This window comes from Bacillus sp. FSL P2-0099 (assembly GCF_038007445.1).
GTDB classification, from domain to species: Bacteria; Bacillota; Bacilli; order Bacillales; family Bacillaceae_G; genus Bacillus_A; species Bacillus_A mycoides.
In genome coordinates this window covers 3,036,848-3,058,712 of sequence record NZ_JBBOXE010000001.1, presented here as the reverse complement: position 1 = coordinate 3,058,712, position 21,865 = coordinate 3,036,848, and the positions used below count along the sequence as shown (strand labels likewise).

Sequence of the window (21,865 nt, the reverse complement as noted above, 5' to 3'; positions counted from 1 at the left end):
ATCAGCGTATATATTATAAATATCAAAAAAAATTGATGAAGGGAGAGGAAACTACAGTGGCACAGGATTTTAAGTTATATGAGAAAAAATTCAAAGCGTTGGCCGATCAGAAGCGTTTAGAGATTATGTATGAACTTTGCCAGCGAGGCCAGACTTGTGTATGTGATTTAACAGAAGTTTTTGAAATGACGCAATCTAAGTTGTCGTATCATTTAAAAATCTTATTAGATGCAGGTTTAATTGTAAAAGAAACAAAGGGTACGTGGAGTTATTATGATTTAAATGATGCGGAAGTAAATAATTTATTATCAGAAGAATTATGCTGTATCTTTAGAAAAACAGGCAAAGGTAGTTGCTGTTAAAATTTTGCACTATTAATCAAAAAAAATTGATTAATAACATGTAAAGAGGAGGAAGAAGCTATGAGATATGTTCACGTTGGGATAAATGTTACGAATTTAGAGAAGTCTATTGAATTTTACGAAAAGGTATTTGGCGTATCACCAGTAAAGGTGAAAGTAGATTATGCAAAATTTTTATTAGAGACGCCAGGACTTAATTTTACGCTAAACGTACGAGATGAAGTGAAGGGAAATCAGGTAAATCATTTTGGTTTCCAAGTGGATACAGCTGAAGAAATTACATTTCATAAAGAAAGATTAGAAAAAGAAGGGTTCTTTGCACGTGATGAGATGGATACGACTTGTTGCTATGCAGTTCAAGATAAGTTTTGGGTAACGGATTTTGATGGGAACGAGTGGGAATTCTTTTATACGAAAGCACATAGTGATGTTCATAAAATTGAAGATTCATCTTGTTGCACGACTTCTAACGTAGTAGAAAAAAATTCTTGTTGTTAATAGGAGATGGAAAATAAAATGAAACGTTTATCTTTTCTAGATCGATATTTAACACTATGGATTTTTCTAGCTATGGCTGTAGGGATTGGTTTAGGGTTTGTGTTTCCTAGTGTAGTAGACGGACTAAATACATTACAAGTTGGAACAACGTCTATCCCGCTCGCTGTCGGTTTAATTGTCATGATGTATCCACCATTAGCGAAAGTTCGTTACAAGGAAATGGGCCGAGTATTTAAAGACGTAAAAGTATTGGTTTTATCTTTAGTACAAAACTGGATTATTGGGCCTGTACTTATGTTTGTTTTAGCAATTATTTTTCTTCCTGATAAGCCAGAATACATGGTCGGACTCATTATGATTGGTTTAGCACGCTGCATTGCAATGGTGATTGTTTGGAACGACCTTGCAGATGGGGATAAAGAGTATGCAGCAGGTTTAGTAGCTTTTAACTCCGTATTCCAAATGTTATTTTTCTCCGTTTATGCATACGTGTTTGTAACAGTCATTCCAGAATGGTTAGGGATTGAAGGGGCTATTGTCGATATTACAATGGTAGAAGTAGCGAAATCAGTATTTATCTATTTGGGAATTCCTTTTATAGCAGGTATGTTAACACGTTTTGTACTCGTTAAGTTAAAAGGAAGACAATGGTATGAAAAGGTGTTTATACCTAAGATTAGTCCACTTACATTACTTGCATTACTATTTACAATCATCGTTATGTTCTCTTTAAAAGGGGAAATGATTGTTAGCGTACCATTAGATGTAGTAAGAATAGCAATTCCGTTATTAATCTATTTTATTGTAATGTTTTTTGTTTCTTTCTTTATGGGAAGAAAAATTGGTGCAAACTATCCGGTGACTACAACGTTAGCATTTACAGCAGGTAGCAATAACTTTGAGTTAGCAATTGCTGTAGCAGTTGGTGTGTTTGGTATTCATTCAGGCGCAGCATTTGCAGCTGTTATCGGGCCTTTAGTTGAAGTACCTGTAATGATTGCACTTGTAAACGTCGCTTTTTGGTTTAAGCGTAAATATTTTAATGATCAACCAGTATAATTTAAAAATAAAGGCGGAAAACAACATGAAAAACAAAAAGACAATCTATTTCTTATGCACAGGAAATTCATGCCGAAGCCAAATGGCAGAAGCATGGGGCAAACAATATGTAGGCGATAAGTGGAATGTATATTCTGCAGGAATTGAAGCACACGGAGTAAATCCAAATGCTATTAAAGCGATGAAAGAAGTAAATATCGACATAACAGATCAAACATCAGATATAATTGATGTAAATATTTTAAATAACGCTGATTTAGTTGTTACCCTTTGTAGTCATGCGGATTCTGTTTGTCCTTCGACACCTCCGCACGTAAATCGTGTTCACTGGGGATTTGATGACCCGGCAGGAAAAGAATGGTCTGAATTTCAACGTGTTCGCGATGAAATTGGGGAACGTATAAAACGATTTTCTGAAACAGGGGAGTAAATAAAGGAAAGAGTCAATTTTCTATTGTATAGGGGATTGGCTCTTTTTCTATACATAGTCACTACTGCATTGGTTTACAACAACTATCTCAACGAATGCAGAATATTATGTAAGAATGATATAGTTAGAATGGTAGTCTGCCTCTATTAAATTTATATATAGAAAAAAACACTATTGGTAATTAACAATGAATAAAATTTTGGTTTTTAGAGTAATCGAGATAGTAATCATAAAAAATAGCGTGTAATAAAAATTTTTTCACATGAAAGGAAAAAAGGGTGAAACACATAATAAAAGACGTATTAATAAATTATTTTAAAGAAATTCATTCACTAGCAGTGGAAGAAGAGCTACATAAAAATAGCTGGAATACAGATCTACACTATAAAATTATGGTGAATGGGAAGCGATATTCCGCACGGTTTATCAATAGCAAGCGAACAATCAATCCAGCTTTTGGGGCGTTATCAAACAAACAACTGATAGAGCAAGTACGTTTTACGTATTATTTACGCGAGCATGGAGTCCTTTTTATGCAAATTAATAAAAATAGGTCAGGGGAGTCATTTACATTAGTCGCTTGGAATGATGAACAATACCGATTTATATTGTCTAATTGGATTGAAGGAGAACATATTACACTCTGTACGGAAGCTATCGCAGAAGCATTTGGAAAGGAAGCAAGAAAGGTTCATGATATTTCTAGTGCATTTCAAAGCGCGATTTTTCAGAAGAAATCTCATTTGGATGGGTATGTTGAGTTTATTAATATGTTAGAAAGCAAGACAAGCGCATGTAAGGAATTGCGGGAGTATATAGATCTTGCTAAATATCATATAGACTGCGCATATACGAGTGAATTAGAGTTTATTGTACAAACAGACTTAAATCCTTTGAATGTTTTATGGGGCTCAAGTCAACAGGTAAAGGGAATTGTAGATTTTGAATCTATTAGTTATGTTGACCGTATTGAAGGGTTAGCCTTTTTAATAAAATGGTACTCTCGAACGAAAGGAATACAGTCGCATAAAGTATGTCCGGAAGTTGCTAGAGCATTTTTAGAAGGGTATAAAGCTAATAATATTTTAACTTCAAATGATTATAAAAGACTTTCTTCGTTGCTATGGTTATCCGGTAGTTTAAATTGGAACTTCGTTAAAAAGACGATGAGCCTATTAGGTGACGGGAGAGAATTAGAGGAACATTTGAAAGTTTATAGAGTAAGGGGAGAAAGGTTGTCTTCATTGTTTTAATTTGTAGATAACATTTCTTCTCTTTTGGGATTTATAAAACAACGCATATGAGGTGTTCTAAAAATGAAAATACAAATTGTATTGTTTGACGGATTCGGAGAGCTTGTCTCCTTTGCACCTTTTGAGGTATTGAAAAGAGCGATAGAAGAAGGGGCTCCGTTTACGGTTGAGTTAGTTTCTAGTGAACAAAAACAAGAAGTTACTACCTCGTTTGGAGTTACGGTGAAACTACATGATTTTTTACGAATGGATAATCGCCCAGATTTGTTAATTGTACCTGGTGGTGGTTGGAATCATAAAGCTGAACATGGGGCACGAAAGCAAGCAGAACTTGGTAATTTGATCAAAATGATTAGAGAGATGCACGATGAAGGAACAATTGTTGCTGGAGTTTGTACAGGAGGTATGTTACTAGCTATATCCGGTATATTGAATGATAAAAAGGCAACAATGCATCGTTTGGCGCAGAATGAAATTCGTACATATGGGGCCGAAATTCTTCCTTACAGAATTGTGGATCAAGGCGATATTATTACTGCAAGAGGAGTTACTTCAGGACTTGATTTAGGACTTTGGATCACGGAAAGGTTCGCAAGTCCCAAAATTGCAGCTGCTGTTGAATATAGAATGGAATACGAGAGGCGAGGTGTTGTTTGGAAGTGATTTGAATTCTTTTTTATTGGCGTAATAATAGGGTGCTTGCTGTAGTGAAGTGAATCCGAATAGTGGTACATGAAAAAACACCTCCTGAATTTGCATATTAAGTATGCGAATTCAGGAGGTGTTTTTCGTTTGAAGACAAGAGTTCATTACTCTGAAGAAATAAAGTGGAAAGTGATTCAAATGAAAAAGAATGGGTATTCAAATCGTACCATTATAGAGACACTTGGAATTAAAAATACTACAATTGTGTGCGAATTCAAGAAAAATCAAACCACCTATCCCCTAAAGAATATAGGGAACAGGTGGTTTAGGTATTTTGATATGTGTTCCGATTTTGGGGGTCACTTCAAAAAAAGATAAGTGCTTTTTATTTTTTAGCAACCAGGTAAGACAATCTCCACATTAAAATCAAAATATATATAAGAACTATCTCGACGAATGCTTACTAAAGTTGCTGTACCATTTACTTGTGAAAGTCCATTTACACATAATAGAGGTAAAGATCCATCACAGTTATAGCAAAGAACATTGTTTATTTGTACAACATCATTTAAATATGCACTAAATCCTGTTCTTGGACCTGTACATGGAAAAAATTGAGCTGGAAATCCAAAATAGAATGGTAAATTTCCAACTGCAGTAATTTGAGATACAGAAACATTACATTCTATAACACCACAAGGAGTAGTTACAGATGCTTGAGCATCACATTGAGCAACATTAAGTTTTAAATAAAATGGATCTGTAATTACAGGGAAAGTATCACCAACATGTAATGGCTCTGGAAAAATAATTGATGAAGGATTACTCGTACCGGCCGTTAATCTAATTGTCCCAGAAGTATTTATGACGTTTTGACAAGGAGTAGAACAGTCTAATAATTGTTCTACATCTGATGTACTTTCATTATCTATCTGAATTTTTTCAGAAGTGTTTAAAACTTGATTTAATTCCTCCATTTTTTCACACACCTTTAATTCATTTTTAATCTGCCTTAATAAAAAATGAAATTAAATAAGAATTAGTACATGTATCACTTGTTTTTGGATGTGAGGTATTAGTTCCTAAATAAAATTTTTCTTTTTCTGCAGTGGATTTCTTATAAAATGAAATCAATCATAGAGTGCCTTGCTCCGACTTGAACAATCTTAATTTTACATCAAATCGCTATCAATCTAAGAAAATAGAGCTACCTCCAGAATGAGGTTTTGCCCTAACTTGCAATAAAAAAGCTCATTTTTTCGTTTAAGGTGGATCTGTTTTCTTAAGTTGATGGGCAGGTGACGGTACCACATTTAAAGAAATTTAGTTTTGTTAGCTTAATAGTAATTCAATTTTAAACTTTTCACTTTACTATTATTAGATTTGTTAGAAGGGGTATCATTTATTTGATATAATTAATGGATGTGAATCAAGAAATAGAAAGAAAGATACTTCTAGTGATTTTATACTTAAAATGTAGGGAGATTGAACAGAGTTATGGGGAATGAAAAAGAAATTAGTTCCGCTAAATTAATATGGAAGATGACGCGCCCGCATACTTTAACGGCGACGTTTTCTCCTGTGATTTTAGGAACAGTAGCATCACTTTATGTTGCAGAAATTCATTGGCTTTTATTTATTACGATGATGAGTGCGTGTTTAGCATTGCAAATAGCAACGAATTTATTTAACGAGTACTATGACTTCAAACGTGGATTAGATACCGCTGATTCTGTTGGGATTGGTGGCGGAATTGTCCGTCACGGATTGAAACCAAAAAATGTGTTAACAGTTGCACTTTTATTGTATGTAGTAGCAGCAATTATTGGAGTTTATATTTGTATGAATAGCAGCTGGTGGTTAGTCGTCATTGGTTTAATTGGGATGGCGGTTGGCTATTTATATACAGGCGGTCCATTACCAATTGCGTACACTCCGTTTGGAGAATTAGTTTCTGGATTGTTAATGGGGACATGTTTTGTACTCATTGCTTTCTTTATTCAAACAAATACGATAACGATTGAAAGTGTATTGATTTCCATTCCAATTGGAATTTTAGTAGGTGCAATCAACATGTCGAATAACATCCGAGATATCGAAGAAGATATTAAAGGTGGAAGAAAGACGTTGGTAATCCTCCTTGGGAGAGAAAAAGCAATAGTAACACTAGCTGTAGCCTTTTTCATTGCTTATTTATGGATTGCGGTGATTGTATTGATGGGTTATATAAGCCCTTGGGCATTAGTTATGTTCCTAGGTTTGAGAAAGCCAATCTCTGCAATTCAAAGTTTCCAAAAAGGAGCAAAGGATCCTGGATATATGCGCATCGCAATGAAATCAACAGCGATGACAAATACGATTTTTGGCTTCTTATTATCAGCAGGATTATTAATTAGTTATCTGTTTTAAATAAAAAATATTGTTAAGTAAATTAACCCCACTTTTTCAATTTTAGTATAGAGAGAGTGGGGTTTTTATTTTGATTTTGTTTAACGTTAAGAACATTCTCATTTGAAATGCAAATACCAATAAATTGCAACTTCATCACTTGTCATATCCAAACCTTTATAAACAAGAAAATCAAATCCACCAATTACAAATCCACATTTTTCATAAAATTTACATGCTGCGACATTATTATTTTGCGTTTCAAGCATGATCCCGGGCATGTTGCCTTCTTTTGCCCATTGCTTTGCTTGATCAACTAAATTTTTACCAACTCCGAGTGTACGATATTTTTTATCCACCGTGATATCTTCTATGTAAGCATAGTGATTCCAATTCTTTTTCAATACTATGAATCCAATGATTTGGTTATGTAACAGTGCTATGTAAATTACTTGATTAGGCTTATTCATATATTCATTGTACGCCAGTTCTTCATTATCATTTTGTAAATAACTTTTTTCATAACTCGGAACGTCTTCTACTGTATATTGTATGCGTCTATTTCCTTTTGAAAGAGAAAGAATTAACCGAGCATTCACTATAAAACTGTCATCAATCTCCGGGAAATTATCTAAATCATTTGTTTCTAACTCTCTAATTACAAGGCTCATCGTGATACCTCCAAATAATAGTATTTCTTCTGGTTCTTTATGTGATTCAAATTCATTCCAATTACAAAATTATAATAGCATTTCAATAGTAAGGCTATCTCTGCATTTTATCTTTATACTGTCACGCTATTATCTTGATATAACTATGTTGTATGTAGTAGTGACGGAAATAGTGAAAGATTTCTAATTGGTTAACATATAAAATGAACTATTTCTTCCTAACAATAAAATAAATCGTGGAGAAGATAAAAGATGCAAAGAACAATATTAATCGTAGAAGATGAAGATATTTTACGTGAGATTATGAAGAAAATGATATTAAATATAAACTATTAATCAAACCAACAATAGATGCAGATGGTAAGGTAAATTACATATTTGCTATGACATCATTGCAACCAGTTGATGAAGCTGTGCAAATGATAAAGGATTATTATGTATATTTAATTCTATTTGTACTGATTTTAATTGTTTTGACATCGTTCTATTACTCAAAGAAAATTGCCAAACCACTATTACAAATAAATGATACTACAAAAAAATCGCAGGCTTAGATTTTTCAGAGACGATACCTATTACTACAAAGGATGAAATAGGTGATTTATCACAAAATATTAATACACTTTCTAAAGCGTTGCATTCGTATATTCATCAATTGCAGCAAGATATAGAGAAAGAAAAGCAATTAGAAAATACACGTAAAGAATTTATTGCTGGTGTTTCACATGAGTTAAAAACACCTTTAAGTATTATGAAGAGCTGTATTTCAATTTTGGAGGATGGTGTTGCTAGTAATAAAAAGGATTATTACTTTAAAGCAATGTCAAAGGAAGTAGATAAAATGGATATGCTCATTATTGATATGCTGGAGTTAGCAAAATTCGAATCTGGTACGTATAAAATGGAAATGGATGTTTTCCATATTGACGAGATGATTGATTATATATGTGAGCAATTAACTTCGGATATAACAGCTAAGCAATTACATGTGCATAAACAACTTTCTAAAATTGAAGTTGTTGCAAATCCACATCGAATAGAACAGGTGGTTACTAACTTTATTACGAATGCGATTCGTTACACACCAGAACATGAGGATATTATTATTTCTACAATAGAAGAGAATGAACGTGTAAAAGTATGTGTAGAAAATAAAGGAGCACATATTGAACTAGAACATTTAGAGAAAATATGGGATTGTTTTTATCGAGGAGATACGTCCCGTCAACGCTCCAAAGGTGGAACCGGATTGGGACTTGCTATTTCAAAAAAAATATTAGAGCTGCATGGCGCGGAATATGGTGTTTCGAATACAGAAGATGGCGTATCATTTTTAAACAAAATCGACATTATCTGCATTTTATCTTTATCAGCATTCATTACTATTTTCATTAGAAATGGAATGAAAAGCTGATAAGGAGATTGTTAAAATGAAAAAAAGAGCGATATTGCTTTTACTTATTATAATAATAATGGGTACAGGCGTTAGTTTCATACATGCTAAAGGGTACAAAAACATATCAAAAGAGGATTTACGATTAAGAGGAAAAACAATTGTAATTGATCCGGGGCATGGTGGAGGAGATAGAGGGACGAAAGGAAAGCAATTTGGAACGATTGAAAAAGAGCTTAATTTAAAAGTAGCACAAAATATAAAGAAAGAATTAGAAGAAAGAACGGATGCAAAAGTTATATTGACACGTGAACAAGATATGAGTTTACTTCCAGAAACAAAGCAAAAGGAAGAATTACAAGCGCGTGTTAAAGTAGTGAAAGACCATTCGGCGGATCTTTATATTAGCATTCATCATGATGCTTTTGAGGATACAAATGTAAAGGGAATAACAACTCATTATGGATCTAATAAAAGGAAAGATAAAAAATTAGCTAAGATTGTACAAGAAGCTATTTTTGATCAAAATATAGACAGCAGAGATAGAGGCGTTCATGGCAGTGATTTTCTTGTCTTACGAGAAAATCCTTCTCCGGCTATCCTAATAGAATTAGGGTTTACATCTAATGCGAGTGATGAAAAAAGAATGAATTCAGAAGAATTCCAAGCAAAATCGCAAAAAGGAATTGTGGATGGCATTATTAATTATTTTACGATGTAATAAAATAGGCAAATAGAAAAATACTATTCTTTCTAAATCTTAATTAGGAAGAGTAGTATTTTTTATTTTTGGTGTATATCCAGTTTTTAAATTAAAAACAAATATTTTTCTAAAGAGTGGATGCAATACGCTATTCTTTAACTGATTTCGACATTATCTGCATTTTATCTTTATCCATCTCTATTAATCTATTTATTGTAAACACCGGTTGAAACTAATGATTCAGCCTTATAAATAATGAATATGAAAATTAATAGGGAAAGGATCGAAAAATAATGAAAGAATCACAAAGTAAGAAAAAAAAAGTCGATTAACTAAGGTAATAATATCTCTAGGAGTTGTTTTAGCAACGACCTTTTTCACTTTCTTTTTAATTGGAAAATGGCACTCTATCCCAGCGAAGGGAGTAGCTAATGAAAGTATGAAACAAGTTAATACGCAACAACAAGAAAAGAAAAAGGAAACATCACCAGCAAAACAAAAAAGACCTGATGGAAAACCGGTAGGAAAAGTTGTTTATTTGACATTTGATGACGGTCCTAGCGAATTGACTGGGAAATTTTTAGATGTACTAAAAGAACAAAATGTTGCCTCGACATTTTTTATGCAAGGTAGCAATTTACAAAATACAGGTTTTCAGGAAAATGTAAAAAGAGCGGTAAAAGAAGGACATTATATTGGTGCTCATAGTATGACACATAACAGTGATAAGCTATACAAAAAAGGACAATTTGTACCGGAGATGAAAGAAACGTTAGCTCTTATCCATAATATTACGGGTACAACTCCTAAACTAGTTCGTCCGCCATATGGATCTGCACCAGGATTAAAGGGTGAGGAAATTCGTAATCAAATTGTAGAAGCGGCAATAAAAGTTTGGGATTGGACAATAGACTCAAATGATTGGAAATTAAAAGATAATCCAACTCAGATTATCGAAAATGTAAAGAAACAGACAACAGAAGAAGTAGAAGTTGTTTTAATGCATGAAAAGGCGCAAACCTTACAAGCTCTTCCTGAAATTATTAAATTTTATAAAGAGCAAGGATATGAATTTGGTGTATATAATGACGAGGATCATTTTCGTTTAAACTTCCAGAAAGATCAACGTCTATAGTATAAACTTAGTTATCTTAAAAAGGTGTTTTTATTACTAAATCAATAACTAAGCCAAAAGCTGATTTCCTATACGATAAGGAAATCGGCTTTTTCTTTATAAAATTTTACTTAGCTTATGAAGCTTACTTTTTAAAATAATATATTGAATTTATGTTAAAACGGCATTTCAGGGCTCGTATTATTTTTTCTAAACTTATTAGTTAAGATTATTCGACAATTATAGTAATAATAATTAAAGTATAGAATATACACATCTTAGGGAGGGCATATATGTGAAGAAGTGGTTGAAAATTGTTCTGTACTCTTTACTAGGTATTTTACTTATGGGAAGTATTGCTTTTTTGACTTGGTCTCAGTTTACTTATAAACCAACGAAAGAGGCTTTGTCGTTAGTGGATGATAAAAAAGATGAAGAGAATATAGTATTTGGAGAGAAAGGTGCTAAAATAGGGGTTATTTTTTATCAAGGAGCTAAAGTAGAAGTTGAGGCTTATAGTTACTTAGGGGAAGCTCTTGCAAAAGATGGGCATTTTGTAGTAATGCCTAAGTTACCATTAAACTTAGCGATACTTGGAATCAATGCAGTAGACAGTGTAATTGAACAGTATCCTGAAGTTCAAAAATGGTATGTTGCGGGGCATTCAATGGGGGGAGCTATGATTTCTAAGTATGCTTTTCAACATGAAGACAAGGTAGACGGGATCATTTTCTTAGGTTCGTATCCTGCAGATGATTTCTCTACTAAATCGCTTCCGATGTTATCAATTTATGGGGAAGTAGATGCTTTAGCAACCGTAGAAAAAATAGAGAACAATAAAAAGTTAATGTCAAAGAATACAACTATGTACATGATAAAAGGCGGCAATCATGCTCATTTTGGCATGTATGGTGAGCAAAAAGGTGATAATGCGAGCTTAATTACGTCAAAAGCACAACAAGATGAAACAGTGAAAGTAATTGAAGAATGGTTATTAAAACAATGATAGCGAATGTAATAAATTTACCGAAAGGATTCTCCCATCTCAAGCATGTGTAGGAAGATAGCCTAACGGTAGGTGGGAGAGATAATAAAGAGCCAACTCGTACGAATTGGCTCTTTTATTTATTTGCTATCTCCAATTGTCCCCTTATTTTCTCCGGAATGTCCTTTTCAGAAATAATGTCGTAGGAATAGACATACTTACCTTTCACATGAATTTTTAAGTAAGTTTTTCTTATAAAATCATTAGGAGTGTTCGTTCCTATTTTATATTCCTTCTCATTCCTTAATTCATCAACACCTTTTAGCGAGTACATAGCTCTTCCTTTATGATGGTAATCTGGAACGCCATATTCCTCCGCAATAGCGTATACATTTTTTTCTTCAGCAATCGGATTAAATCTGTCTAAATCTCCGCGTAATATGAAAGGTAGTAAGTATATAGGGAGGCCTATTCCTAGTATGCAAATTACAAATTTCTTCATGATCGTTTCTCCTCTTGTTCATTTACATGATTCAGTATAAAAAAAAAATCTTATAAATATAGAGGGAAATTCCTTAAGATTTTCTTAATAAAGTTTAACCGTGTGAAAAAAGATTAACTTGAGCATTAAGCTTACGGAATGAATAGCCAAATAACCTGTTTTCTTTATTTTTTGATGGTAGGTTATTTGGTTTTATATTGGTATGAGTGAATTAAGAAATAAGTGGGATTTAGGAACTAGAATAAATTTATCTTACAGTAATAAGAGAATTATCTAAATAAATTATAGTGAGAACAATTAAAGAAAGCATCTAGTCGGGTGCTTTTTCTTTTGGAATAGAGAATCCCATGGGCAGTTACATGTAATGCAGCGCTGTGCTTCTATGTCATTGGAAAATCCAATGATAAAAAAAGAGGGAGAAGGCATTTTTTATTGAAGTTTGTTAATGATAGCTTTTTAACTTGAGAGGGGGATCGTAAAATAGATTATTAATCTCTTTGATAATTTTTATTTTCCTTATAGTTGGCATACTGTATTAGAAATTTTTAATTTTGAAAGGAGAATCAATAATTATGGGTAAGAAAAGAAGAATAAGTAATAAGTTATTACTTGTCAGTGCAATTTGTACAATAACAATTCCCTCAGTCTCATATGCGGAGGAAGTAATTTCACCTGAAAATTTTACGAGTTCTTCAAGTTTGTATGAGGGACGGAATACGGAAGTATTGAAAACAAGCTTATATCCTGATACATATAATTATCTGTTTAACCACCAATTTATTTCGAAATTAAAGGAAGCAAACACAACTATAAAAAAAGTAGACAATAGTGATGATGAAAATCCTATTATATCTACTACTCTTTCATTTATTCGCCATATGAATAGTGAAGATTATAAATCTGCATTTGATTTAACCTCAAGGTCATTACAGAAAATAATATCCAAAGAATGGTTGAAGAGCTATTGGGAGGGACTGCCAGTTCAATTACAAGCAGGTTCTTTTATAGAAATTGGAGAGGTTACACAAAAAGAGACAAATCCTGTTCATACAAATGTGGAGATTCAATTAGTTTTTGAACAAATGACTGTACCGTTACTAATAAAACTAGATCCATCTGGAAAAATAGACGATTTTCAACTCAGCATGTCGTTTAGTCCTGTTGCAGAGCGTCCATCATATAGTAAGCCTGAATCATTTGTTGATAAAGAAGTAGTAGTTGGAAGTGGTGCATTTCCATTACCAGGAACATTGTCTGTTCCAAAAGGAAAGGGTCCTTTCCCAGCGGTTATTCTTGTTCAAGGATCTGGAGCAACTGATCAGGATGAAACAGCGTTTGCTTTAAAACCATTTCGCGATTTAGCTGAAGGTCTTGCATCGAAGGGAATTGCTGTCCTTCGCTATAATAAACGAACATATGAACATGGGTTGAAAACACAATTCAGTCCCTTTTATACAGTTGATAAAGAGACAACAGATGATGCTCTTCTTGTAACTCAATTTCTTAAAAATGAGCCTCTAATAGATAAGAATCAAATTTATATTCTGGGTCATAGTCAAGGTGGAATGATGCTTCCGAAAATGATTGAAAAAGACCAAAATCAAAATATTGCTGGGGCAATTGTAATGGGAGGGCCAGCTCGTACGATCCAAGACGTTGTTTTAGATCAATTTGAGTACCTTTTTTCTATTGGAGCAATGAACCTAGAGGAATATAAATTCTACAAATCGCAATTTGAATTATTAAATGATCCCAATTTCTCTAGTCAGAATCCCCCAAAAGATTTTTACTTAGGATCAGCAGTATTTTGGGATTCTATCCGGAAAATTAAAGCAGCAGAAATGTCAAAAGAACAAAAGACACCGCTTCTTATTATTCAAGGAGAAAGAGACTATCAAGTTCAATCAAAAATCGAAATTCCTCTTTGGAAAGAACAATTAAAAGAACGAGATAACGTTGATTATCGACTATATCCAAAGTTAAATCATTTCTTTACAGAGGGTGATGGGGAAATAAGTAAGCCGGATGAATATTATAGTCCTGCTAATATACCTGAGTATGTTATAAATGATATTGCTGCTTGGGTGCAAGGAAGATCGCAATTAAATTAGCAACCATATGTTTTAATAAAGACTTTCTTTCTGTAATCAAAATAGAAACATTTTTATTAGGTTATATGTTTTTTAAAAGCACTCTTTGAAAAGGAGTGTTTTTATATTTTCCTTTGATTTAATTAACGAAAAAAATATTTCGTACTCCTTTTGTAACTTTTTCTAAATAGAAATTTTCTATAAAATAAGGGGCTTGCCTTCCAAACAAATCGTTATTTGTAACGCTTTTATTAAAGTAAAGTTCTCGTGACATCGCTTTGATATTCAAAAACATTAATAACCTATTGTATTAAGTTTTTTGAAAATTTAGGTTTAACATCTTTAAAATAGGTGTATTACATATTACATAACAACTAAATAAAAAATCTAAAGGAGGAAAGATACCATGCATAAGAATGAAAGAAAACCGGTGGTTCATGAATATCAAAATGAACAGGAAGTAGTTATGAAAGTAAAAGAGCTTGAATTGCAAGGGATTCGCCAAGATGACATTTATGTCTTAGCACATGAAAAACATCTAACAAAAAGGATTGCGGATGATACAAACACAAATACAATTGGAGTAAAAGAACAAGGATTGGGCACAAGTATTATCAACTTTTTCTCCAAAAAAGGGGACGAACTCCGAAATCAAATGGAAGAAATGGGGTTGTCGAAGGAGGAAGCTAACCTATATGAAGAAAAATTAGATCAAGGGAGAATTTTACTCCTAGTAACAGCTGAAACACAAATGGCGAGTGATAGGCAGCCGCAAAACTATCATTCGCTCTAATAGATTGCAACATCTGATAAATAGGTAAGGTAATGCTAATTTCCTATTTCAAGAAAAGATTTAAATAGACTATATTTTAGGCTGTAGCATTGAAGAAAATAAAAGTAGAGAAGGATGAGAAAAATGAAACATATAATATTTAAATATGCTTTGATTGGGATTACGACCGGAGTCATGGTCTCCCTATTAAAAAAAGAAAATCGGAAAGCTATACAAACAAAAGGAAAAAGCGTAAAAGACAAACTACAAGAAGGAAACATAAAGGAAACATTGGAGAAGGTAACTGAGACAAGTAAACAATTCTCTGTAACTGCAGCTAATGTTGCAAAACAAACATTACCACATTTGCTTACAGCCACACCGGTTGTCATTTCTACTATTAAAGATTTAACAGAAAACGAAAATGACAAAAAGAAAAAAGATGAAAAGGATTACGAAATAAATCAAAATAGTAAGGACATAGACGGTGAAAAAAAGAAAAATGAAAAGAAATCTATGAAAGAAGGGAAAGAAGAGAGTGCTTAGATTTAATTCTAAAAAGAGAAAGTGAGGAAAAAAGTATGAAATCTCTGTATGCAATTGATGTAGGAATTGGCTTTACCAAGCGGGCATATCGAAAGGATGTAGATTATGAGGTGACGATTAAGAGTGAAGCTTCCACACTAGCCCCTGTACCTAATCATGCTGAAAGTGAAGATTTAACAAAGGTGAGTTTTATAGACTTAGACTTTGCATACTACATGGGAAATGAAGCACATCAATCTGACGCTTCATTTCTTCCTCCATTTGACGAAGAAATAGAAAATTATTATGAAAGCGAACAGTTTAAACAACAAATATTTGGTTGCATTGCAAAGGATTATAAAGAAAATGTCGTGTTACCTTTAGTTGTTACCGGGCTTCCCGTTACTTGTTTTGGTAGTCAGCATGAGCAATTACAAAATGTATTAAAAAAAGAAACTTCCGTGCAAATTGATGGGAAATTTATTAATATTACGGTGGAAAATGCTTTGATTCTTCAGCAACCGGTCGCTTTACATGCCTATTTCTTAAAAGAGGGAATCATTCAGGAACGAGATCGTATCTTAATTATTGATGGTGGATTTCGTACATTAGAAATGACAGATATGAAACAGAATGTCATTTTAAATCATTATGAGACAAAACTAGGATGTAGCAAGCCTTTGAAAAATATTAAGAATATCCTGCAGAATCATGCGGGGGAAAGTAATCACTTGCATATTAACGACATGCCAAAAATATTAGAAAAAGGATATGGAGGTCGAGAAGAAAATCCTCAGACAAGTCAGGTTGATACTTTGATTCAAAAAGAGTTGGATAAACACTTCCAAGACGTTATGCGTGTATTACAAGAACAGACCAGTATGAAACTATTATTTGGACAGGAGGAATAGTAGATATCCACAAAAAACGAATTGAAAAAATGCAAGGTGAAATTTCTTCTTTCCGTATGGTAGACGCTTCGAAAGAGGCTGCACTTCATGGATACTATATGATTGGAAGTCAAGTATTTGACGACATCACCAATCAATCTGCATATGAATCTAAATTATAATAACGACCGAAATGGAGTTCGTTGAATAGACGTGCCAAATTATGTAGCTTCTTTTCCACATATAAAAAATTCTTTATAAGAAAAGATAAAAAGTGCTTGTATAGAGGAAATGTTTAAAATTGAGAATACAAATAACTAATATATAGGGGGTCTTCCTTGTAACAGAATAAGACCTCCTATGCCATTTATTTTGTAATTTAGATGATTTAAAAACTTTTCCTCCAAGACATGAATACCTATATACAAATTTCATTTTACGGATATTATTCGATCAAACATAAAACTATTCAGAAAGGAAGAATAATATGGAATGCATAAAAATGCCGAAATGGAATTGGTATCATGTGAAAACTAGTGAGCTTGAAAAACTTTCTTCTATAATCCCTCGTGATGTAACATCTTATTTCTCTCAATTTGTAAAGAAAATAAGTTCTCCTTGTGAAAATGGATTATATGTTTATACGTTATCACCAAGTTAAACTTGTGTATATGGTTCGTTTTTATATGATCAAGATAAAAAGGACGCCAAAATTCAAAAATTTCTTCATTATTTCGTAGCTCATGGAATATTGATAACGGTCCAGGAAAAAGAGGAAGAGGATTTCCAAAAGTTAATACATAATTTCCCTATGGGTACAAAAAATTGTAATAGTTCCGCTGAAGGATTATGTGCCATCTTATCAATGTTTATATCTCACTATTTGCGAGAAGTTGACTATTTTGAAAACCATTTTAGAAATGTATTATGGGATTTTTATCATCATAATAACATAGCAGTTTTAGAAAAAATTTATCATATTCGTCATGAATTATTTATGAACACACATGTGTTTCGTTTAATACAAGAGGTGTTACAAGGCTTGGAGGAAGCTTGGTTAGAAAATATAACAAAAACTCTTTGTTATAAACAAACACACTTGAAATTAGAGCGTGGATTACAACTTGTTAAAGAGTATCAAGAAGAATTAGACACGATGATTCATTTACAAGAAGTGGTTTCTTCTCATCGTGGGAATGAAATTATGAAAGCTCTTACTGTATTAACTGCTGTGAGTACGCCTTTGACAGCCTTAGGAGCATTGTGGGGTATGAATTTTAAATACATGCCTGAACTAGAATGGAAATATAGCTATTTAATCGCTCTCTTATTTATTATTTTCACAACAGGGGGTATGTATTTATATATCCGAGTCAAAGGATGGACAGGTGATTTATTACGAGTAAAGAAAAAGAAATCTTTTTTTAAATCTAATTAGTCCTGTTTTTAAAAAATATGATAGATATTAACCTAGATATATGGTTAGTAATATTTATTAATTGGGGTAGTGCCATATATCCACCAAGCTAATATTTTGATGTCCACCAAAACAAAAATTTTATCTCTTCACAGATAGTTGTCTATGAGAATTGAGGTCATTATTTTGTTTTTGGATATTTGCTTTTCTTAGCTTGATGGCAATGTGGTTCTACCTCTTATAAATGTTACAAAAATCTTTCAAATAGCTCTAACTTGCACAATGCTTCCCGTTAATATAATACGCTGATTCTGTGAAAACCGTAAATACAACCTCTACTTCTGGAAGTCCAAAATCCATTACATATGTAGTAATGGCCTTGGCAAATCGATCACGAATTTCCTGTCCACGCTCGAACCATTTCACTTCAATAAGAGGAAACGCTTCTATTTCTTCTCCATTGAATACAAACGTAGAACTTGGTAGTTCCAACGTAAAATTATCCGTACCACACTCACAGATCTCTGCGAGCTCTTCTACTAATGGCTTGCTTATGCGTTTTAATTGTTCAGTAGTAATTCCACGAAACACAACATGCGGCATGTGAATCCCTCCGTTAGATAGCTTTATATTTGCTCACATCATAACACAATTTATTTTGCTGTACTAACATCTATTGGTACATTTCAATGACATTCTTAAGAATAATCATATGTTATTGAAGCAATACATGTATTGTAACTATTTAAAATATTTGAGAGCTCGGTAATTGGGTAAATAAAAAAAGCCTTATCATTCTCCCTGTAAGGAGGCATGAGGGGAGGCCTCTATTAGGAAAGGGATGGTACGCTTATATATTTTAAAAAGAAAAGACATCCTAAGATGCCTTCCTCCGACTTGATAACCACTTTAATTTTAATAAAATTGGATTCCCATCCGAATACTATTTTACCACGTTAAGTAATGTTGGTCATTGAGAAAGTCAAATACGTAGCGTTCATATATAGTGACCTCTAGGAGTATGCAAGATTTAATACAGTTTTTTTATTGATCCAACAACAAAAAAGAACCATAAAACCGTGCCAGGATAGGAATGTATAAAAAATGTATAGATCGATAGAAAAAGAAAGGAGGTTCCCTTGTAAGGGGAAGATTCCTCCTTGTCCTTACTACTGATAATAGGACATTATGTCGACTCGATATGAATAGAATATACACTCACAGATCATAACAAATTATTCTTACGAATGGTATAATTAGGAGAAGAAGGTTGAATTTCTAACTTTCAATAAAGCTGCTTAACAGTAGACTAAATAAATGAAAAACAATATATTTATAGGTTAGTAACCAGATCTTGTTAAGTCGTATGTCCTATTTTTAGTTTAGCGTTGCCCAGAATGTACACCAATTAATCTCGCGAATTACAAGAAAACTATTATTGAAATGAGGCGTGCATTGTGAAGTTGGACGTGAATGAGTTAGCAGAGTATCTTGCCAATAATCCTTTCCGAGTAGAAGGAGTATATCGTTATGCTAAAAATCCAGGTGTGCCTTATGCTGAGTCTACAGACTATTTCCCAGGATTTGTATTTCCGCTTACAGGGAAGACGCAATTTCAATTTAATGGTACGCCGTATACCCTTTCCCCAGGAAAAGTTATACATGGGGGTGCAAAAATGACATTAGCCCATAAAATGCTTGGTGAAATAAACTGTTACTCCTTACGCTGGCAAATTGAACTTATTTTTAAAACATGGAAATCATTTTTTGTATTCATCACTGTAATTCTGTAAAATTAGAACGACTAGAATGTCACTTATACGGACAATTAATAAGTATCCTTCTTTGTTCCTCCACCATTTTTCAAATGCGCCAATTACTCCTCATCAAGAAGAAACGAGAATTAAGTGAATATAAAGCAATTTATATCATCAAAGATTATTTTCCACTTATTTATCAATCTTTACAAAAAGACACCCAAGAATTAACAAAGATTCTCTTTCGTCTGTTTAATCTCTTACAGAAAAAAGGACGAAAATCCCATAGGTATGAGAAGAAAACAGTCTTTGATATCTTAGGCGTCGTATACAACTTTTCTATGTCTCACAGTCATGTAGCGTAATCCAAAAAACTGAAACCTGATAGGGTTTATTTGGCATGCAAATCTTTAAAGAACTTACATTGGTCTTTAGAAAAACGAAAAAATTTCACGTGAAATTAAACTTATATTAGCTTAGCTTGATGGCGATGGGGTACCACCCACATTTTAACGAAAATATACGCTAAGTAAATTTTGAAACAAAAAATCCAATTTTTACCCAGTTAAGAAAGGGTATATCGGCTCGTTAATATTTAGCAGTAATTTCGTACTGTGTGCATAAAGATCTTTCCGTTATCGCTCACTTAGATAGAATCCAGCTTCACTTAGTTTTCTACCAATAATTTGAAAAAATAAGTTTAACGGCTTGATAATTAACTTTAAATGATTTATATTTGTATTGAATGATAGTATTATCTATCAAAAATGACTTTATACAGAGAAAGGTGTGATTGAAATTGTTAAACGCCTCATTGGTGGAAAGCCTATAGGTGCAGCATTGAAAAGGTTGGGAAGCAATGAGTGAGCTTTCACAATAAAGAACGCTATAAATTTATGTAGTGCTTGATACCCTTGGATTGGATTATTTGGTAAAAACACCGAAACTCATTAAAATATATTTTCGTATAGTAACTACATTAATTTCAAGAGATAAATAATGAATTGAAAAATCTATTGGTTGTTATCGTGTCTTGATGAAAAACGTAAAAATAGACAAGAGAAAATCCTGAAAAACCTATTCACAAAGTATGGTATGAAGGCAAGCTAGTAAGGGGAATTCAAAAATTATTGGATAAAAGCGAGGTAAATAATATGACTTTTGAAGAAAAATTACAAGCATATGCAGAACTTACGGTGAAAATTGGTGTCAATATTCAACCAGGGCAATACTTATTAGTCAATACATCAGTGGATGCATTGGATTTCGTTCGTTTAGTTGTGAAAGAGGCCTATAAGGCTGGGGCAGGGCGTGTTCATGTTAATTTTTCTGATGAGGAAATGGATCGTGCTTACTTTGATTATGCCTCAGATGAGGAATTTAATCGTTTCCCAGAATGGATAGTCAAAATGAATGATGAGCTGATTGAACGTAAAGGCGCACTATTAATAATAGATGCTACAGACCCTGATAAATTTGCAGGTATTTCAGCTAATCGTCTAGCTACCTATCAAAAGGTATCAGGAGCTGCTCTAGGAAACAATCGCAACGCCGTAATGAAGGATTTAATAGCTTGGTCGATGGTAGCAGTTCCTTCATCAAAGTGGGCATCGAAGGTGTTCCCGAATTTAGCAGTTGAGGATCAAGTACCAGCATTATGGGAGGGTATTTTTAAAACTGTTCGTATCGGTGAAGGCAATGCTGTTGAAAAATGGCGTGAACATGTAACAAATTTAGAATTTCGTGCGGTCCTACTGAACAATAAAAAATATGCGAAGCTTCACTATACAGCACCAGGTACTGATTTAACAATTGCATTAGCACCAGAGCATAAATGGATTACTGGAGGTGGTAAAACGCCAGATGATACTATCTTTATAGCTAATATGCCGACGGAAGAGGTTTATACGTTACCGATGAAACAAGGTGTAAATGGCTATGTAAGCAATACAAAACCATTAGTTTATCAAGGGAATATTATCGACGGTTTTAAACTGACATTTGAAGAAGGAAAAATTATTAAAGCTGAAGCACAGATAGGATATGATTTATTACAGGAGCTTATTAATGTGGATGAAGGCTCTTGCTATTTAGGTGAGATAGCACTTGTACCACATGAATCGCCAATTTCAGCATCGGGGATTTTATATTTTAATACATTGTTTGATGAAAATGCATCGAACCATTTAGCGATTGGTAAAGCTTACCCAACTTGCTTAGAGGATGGAAGGGATTTAGAAAACGATCAACTCGAAACGTTAGGTGCAAATATTTCAGTAACACATGAGGACTTTATGATTGGCAGCAGTGAGATGGATATCGATGGTATTTTACCAGATGGAACTGTAGAGCCGATTTTCCGTAAAGGTAGCTGGGCATTTTAAGTTTTTAATTTGAAGAAAGGAGTATAT

General features: G+C 33.2%; 20 protein-coding genes and 7 pseudogenes. 22 read left to right on the top strand and 5 right to left on the bottom strand.

The annotated features are described in order from the left end of the window. Positions 1 to 35 precede the first annotated feature (35 nt). The 8 genes and pseudogenes from arsR (at position 36) to MKY90_RS30445 (ending at position 4,576) form a co-directional block, all read left to right on the top strand. A complete protein-coding gene (arsR, locus tag MKY90_RS15730) occupies positions 36 to 362 on the top strand; it encodes an arsenical resistance operon transcriptional regulator ArsR (protein ID WP_161939634.1) in 327 nt (108 codons plus the stop codon). A 60-nt stretch (positions 363 to 422) separates the two neighbouring features. Next, entirely contained in the window at positions 423 to 860 is a 438-nt protein-coding gene (locus tag MKY90_RS15725) for an ArsI/CadI family heavy metal resistance metalloenzyme (protein WP_063217977.1), read from the top strand. An 18-nt stretch (positions 861 to 878) separates the two neighbouring features. Continuing rightward, positions 879 to 1,919 (top strand): ACR3 family arsenite efflux transporter, encoded by a 1,041-nt coding sequence (gene arsB, locus MKY90_RS15720; protein WP_098168592.1) that lies wholly within the window; start codon positions 879 to 881, stop codon positions 1,917 to 1,919. Positions 1,920 to 1,944: 25 nt separating this feature from the next. Next, entirely contained in the window at positions 1,945 to 2,349 is a 405-nt protein-coding gene (gene arsC, locus MKY90_RS15715; RefSeq protein WP_061674483.1) for an arsenate reductase (thioredoxin), read from the top strand. A 278-nt stretch (positions 2,350 to 2,627) separates the two neighbouring features. Further along, positions 2,628 to 3,602 (top strand): phosphotransferase, encoded by a 975-nt coding sequence (locus tag MKY90_RS15710; protein WP_098168593.1) that lies wholly within the window; start codon positions 2,628 to 2,630, stop codon positions 3,600 to 3,602. A gap of 63 nt (positions 3,603 to 3,665) precedes the next feature. After that, positions 3,666 to 4,265, top strand: coding sequence for a DJ-1/PfpI family protein (locus tag MKY90_RS15705; RefSeq protein WP_098168594.1), 600 nt, complete (start codon positions 3,666 to 3,668; stop codon positions 4,263 to 4,265). Positions 4,266 to 4,394: 129 nt separating this feature from the next. After that, positions 4,395 to 4,529: pseudogene (locus MKY90_RS15700) on the top strand (IS3-like element ISBt2 family transposase); the annotation flags it as partial. Next, a complete protein-coding gene (locus MKY90_RS30445; RefSeq protein ID WP_350200069.1) occupies positions 4,514 to 4,576 on the top strand; it encodes a hypothetical protein in 63 nt (20 codons plus the stop codon). The pseudogene MKY90_RS15700 and the gene MKY90_RS30445, both read left to right, overlap by 16 nt. Before the next feature lie 63 nt (positions 4,577 to 4,639). Here the strand turns inward: MKY90_RS30445 and MKY90_RS15695 are convergent, their stop codons facing one another. Beyond that, positions 4,640 to 5,224 carry a hypothetical protein gene (locus tag MKY90_RS15695; protein ID WP_003190019.1) on the bottom strand — a complete coding sequence of 195 codons (585 nt, stop codon included), beginning with the start codon at positions 5,222 to 5,224 and terminating at the stop codon, positions 4,640 to 4,642. A gap of 520 nt (positions 5,225 to 5,744) precedes the next feature. On the opposite strand from MKY90_RS15695, the gene menA reads away from it, so the two are divergent. Next, positions 5,745 to 6,656, top strand: a complete 912-nt coding sequence (gene menA / locus MKY90_RS15690; protein ID WP_098168595.1) for a 1,4-dihydroxy-2-naphthoate polyprenyltransferase — start codon at positions 5,745 to 5,747, stop codon at positions 6,654 to 6,656. A gap of 98 nt (positions 6,657 to 6,754) precedes the next feature. Here menA and satA read toward each other — a convergent pair whose 3' ends face one another. Further along, a complete protein-coding gene (gene satA, locus MKY90_RS15685) occupies positions 6,755 to 7,306 on the bottom strand; it encodes a streptothricin N-acetyltransferase SatA (protein ID WP_098168596.1) in 552 nt (183 codons plus the stop codon). Positions 7,307 to 7,558: 252 nt separating this feature from the next. Between satA and MKY90_RS15680 the strand changes: the two are divergent. From MKY90_RS15680 to MKY90_RS15660, 5 genes and pseudogenes are all read left to right on the top strand, one after another. Next, positions 7,559 to 7,639, top strand: a pseudogene (locus MKY90_RS15680) (DNA-binding response regulator); the annotation flags it as partial. Further along, positions 7,606 to 8,720: pseudogene (locus MKY90_RS15675) on the top strand (sensor histidine kinase); the annotation flags it as partial. The pseudogenes MKY90_RS15680 and MKY90_RS15675, both read left to right, overlap by 34 nt. A 16-nt stretch (positions 8,721 to 8,736) precedes the next feature. After that, positions 8,737 to 9,420, top strand: a complete 684-nt coding sequence (locus MKY90_RS15670; RefSeq protein WP_098168598.1) for an N-acetylmuramoyl-L-alanine amidase family protein — start codon at positions 8,737 to 8,739, stop codon at positions 9,418 to 9,420. 421 nt (positions 9,421 to 9,841) lie between these two features. After that, positions 9,842 to 10,537: a polysaccharide deacetylase family protein gene (locus MKY90_RS15665; protein ID WP_142343738.1), complete on the top strand. Its 696-nt coding sequence runs from the start codon at positions 9,842 to 9,844 to the stop codon at positions 10,535 to 10,537. A 274-nt stretch (positions 10,538 to 10,811) separates the two neighbouring features. Then, entirely contained in the window at positions 10,812 to 11,522 is a 711-nt protein-coding gene (locus MKY90_RS15660) for an alpha/beta hydrolase (RefSeq protein ID WP_098168600.1), read from the top strand. Between the two features lie 115 nt (positions 11,523 to 11,637). On the opposite strand, the gene MKY90_RS15655 is transcribed toward MKY90_RS15660, so the two are convergent. Beyond that, on the bottom strand, positions 11,638 to 12,003 hold the full coding sequence (locus MKY90_RS15655) for a YxeA family protein (RefSeq protein ID WP_201031352.1): 366 nt from the start codon (positions 12,001 to 12,003) through the stop codon (positions 11,638 to 11,640). A 572-nt stretch (positions 12,004 to 12,575) separates the two neighbouring features. Between MKY90_RS15655 and MKY90_RS15650 the strand changes: the two genes are divergently transcribed. Beyond that, the gene (locus MKY90_RS15650) at positions 12,576 to 14,114 is read left to right on the top strand and encodes an alpha/beta hydrolase (protein WP_002165492.1); all 1,539 of its coding nucleotides are present in this window, start codon (positions 12,576 to 12,578) and stop codon (positions 14,112 to 14,114) included. A 118-nt stretch (positions 14,115 to 14,232) separates the two neighbouring features. On the opposite strand, the gene MKY90_RS15645 is transcribed toward MKY90_RS15650, so the two are convergent. Next, on the bottom strand, positions 14,233 to 14,388 hold the full coding sequence (locus MKY90_RS15645) for an acyl dehydratase (protein WP_098168602.1): 156 nt from the start codon (positions 14,386 to 14,388) through the stop codon (positions 14,233 to 14,235). 111 nt (positions 14,389 to 14,499) lie between these two features. On the opposite strand from MKY90_RS15645, the gene MKY90_RS15640 reads away from it, so the two are divergent. The 4 genes and pseudogenes from MKY90_RS15640 to MKY90_RS15625 all read left to right on the top strand — a co-directional run bounded on the left by MKY90_RS15640 (position 14,500) and on the right by MKY90_RS15625 (position 17,718). Continuing rightward, complete coding sequence (locus tag MKY90_RS15640; protein WP_061688574.1) at positions 14,500 to 14,886, top strand: general stress protein; 387 nt, start codon at positions 14,500 to 14,502, stop codon at positions 14,884 to 14,886. A 123-nt stretch (positions 14,887 to 15,009) separates the two neighbouring features. Beyond that, positions 15,010 to 15,411 carry a peptidase U61 gene (locus MKY90_RS15635; RefSeq protein ID WP_098168603.1) on the top strand — a complete coding sequence of 134 codons (402 nt, stop codon included), beginning with the start codon at positions 15,010 to 15,012 and terminating at the stop codon, positions 15,409 to 15,411. Positions 15,412 to 15,446: 35 nt separating this feature from the next. Then, positions 15,447 to 16,462: pseudogene (locus MKY90_RS15630) on the top strand (ParM/StbA family protein). 305 nt (positions 16,463 to 16,767) lie between these two features. Next, positions 16,768 to 17,718, top strand: a pseudogene (locus tag MKY90_RS15625) (magnesium transporter CorA family protein). Between the two features lie 249 nt (positions 17,719 to 17,967). Here the strand turns inward: MKY90_RS15625 and MKY90_RS15620 are convergent. Next, positions 17,968 to 18,300 (bottom strand): DUF1904 family protein, encoded by a 333-nt coding sequence (locus MKY90_RS15620; protein WP_001120967.1) that lies wholly within the window; start codon positions 18,298 to 18,300, stop codon positions 17,968 to 17,970. 854 nt (positions 18,301 to 19,154) lie between these two features. Here MKY90_RS15620 and MKY90_RS15615 point away from each other — a divergent pair. The 3 genes and pseudogenes from MKY90_RS15615 to MKY90_RS15605 form a co-directional block, all read left to right on the top strand. Further along, a pseudogene (locus tag MKY90_RS15615) lies at positions 19,155 to 19,409 on the top strand (AraC family transcriptional regulator); the annotation flags it as partial. A gap of 3 nt (positions 19,410 to 19,412) precedes the next feature. Further along, positions 19,413 to 19,819: pseudogene (locus MKY90_RS15610) on the top strand (transposase); the annotation flags it as partial. A 789-nt stretch (positions 19,820 to 20,608) separates the two neighbouring features. Beyond that, positions 20,609 to 21,838 (top strand): aminopeptidase, encoded by a 1,230-nt coding sequence (locus MKY90_RS15605; RefSeq protein ID WP_341091791.1) that lies wholly within the window; start codon positions 20,609 to 20,611, stop codon positions 21,836 to 21,838. Positions 21,839 to 21,865 lie beyond the last annotated feature (27 nt).